We start from the raw sequence: 1,254 nt of genomic DNA on the forward strand, positions 1-1,254 counted from the left end.
TGGAGTGCGCCCCTCGGACCGGACAGGGTCAAGCCGCAGTTTTGACCATCTGCCGGGCGTGTTGGTCCTCGAACTGTTGCGGGCTGAGATAGCCGAGCGCTGAGTGCAATCGGCGGGTGTTGTAAACCTCATCAATGAAGCGGGGAAGGTCCTCAGCGACGTCGGCGAAGGTTTCGTAGGCCATCGGATAGACGGCTTCGACCTTCATCGTCTTCATGAAGCTTTCCGCTTTCGCATTATCGTAGGGATTGCCGCGCCGGCCCATCGATCCAATAAGATCGTGCTCGGCGAGAACGTTGCGGTAGAGGAGTGCGGCATATTGCGACCCTCGGTCCGAGTGATGGACGCAGCCCGGCGGGGGTTTTCGTCGTTCGATTGCCGCCTTCAATGCTGCAACGGTCAAGCGCGCGTCGATCGACCGACCGATGGCGTAACCAACGACCTTGCGTGACCAGGCATCCAAAATGACCGCGACGTAGACGAAGCCCGCCGCAATCGTCACGTATGTTATGTCGCTCACCCAGAGCTGGTTCGGGCCGTCGGGTGTCACGTTCTTCGCCAGGTTCGGGAAGATCGGCAACTCGTGATCGCTGTCCGTAGTGGCGATGAAGCGCCGCCTGATCCTGGGCTGCAAATCGTGCTCGCGCATCAACCGTCTGACCTTCTTGTGGTTGACGACGATGCCGCGCTGCCGCAGCGCCGCCTGCATGCGGCGATAGCCGTAAGCTTCGAAGCTGTCGGAGATCTCACCCATCGTCTCGACGAGCGCTGTGTCATCCACGGCGGTTTCGGGCTGATCGTAGTAGGTTGATCGCGCGATCCCCATCAGCCGGCATCCTTCAGCGATGGAGACACCGCCGGGCCGGTGATCACGGATGTAGTCCCGCTTCTCGGACGTGGTGCGCTTTTCAGAGCCCCCTTTAGAAACTCAATTTCCAAGGCTTGCCGGCCTACCAGCCGCTCCAGCGCTGCGATCCGCGCCTCATAGGTCTGCATCGTGTCGGCCGCCGCCACGTCTTCGTCGAAGGAGCCGGCCTCGTATTTCTGAACCCAGATGCGGATCAGGTTACGCGGCAGTTCGTGCCGCTTGGCGAGACCATGCAGCGTCTCGCCGGACAGGAACTCCTGCACTACCTGACGTTTGAACTCGATGCTGTGCGTGCGATAAGTCACCATGGGCTTCCATCCTTCGAAAGCCCGGCTTCCAAGTCAATTCTGCTTGTTCATCCCGTCCGGTCCGAGGGGCGCACTCCA

At 60.6% G+C, this 1,254-nt stretch carries 2 protein-coding genes; both read right to left on the reverse strand.

Going from position 1 to position 1,254, the window contains the following annotated elements; genetic code table 11:
* Positions 1-28: 28 nt before the first annotated feature.
* The gene (locus tag NKI70_RS33825; protein ID WP_352726457.1) at positions 29-877 is read right to left on the reverse strand and encodes an IS3 family transposase; all 849 of its coding nucleotides are present in this window, start codon (positions 875-877) and stop codon (positions 29-31) included.
* Positions 826-1,176, reverse strand: coding sequence for a transposase (locus NKI70_RS33830; RefSeq protein ID WP_023680086.1), 351 nt, complete (start codon positions 1,174-1,176; stop codon positions 826-828). The genes NKI70_RS33825 and NKI70_RS33830 overlap by 52 nt, the downstream gene beginning before the upstream one ends.
* Positions 1,177-1,254 lie beyond the last annotated feature (78 nt).

Source organism: Mesorhizobium sp. M0500 (genome assembly GCF_040321165.1).
Taxonomy (GTDB): domain Bacteria; phylum Pseudomonadota; class Alphaproteobacteria; order Rhizobiales; family Rhizobiaceae; genus Mesorhizobium.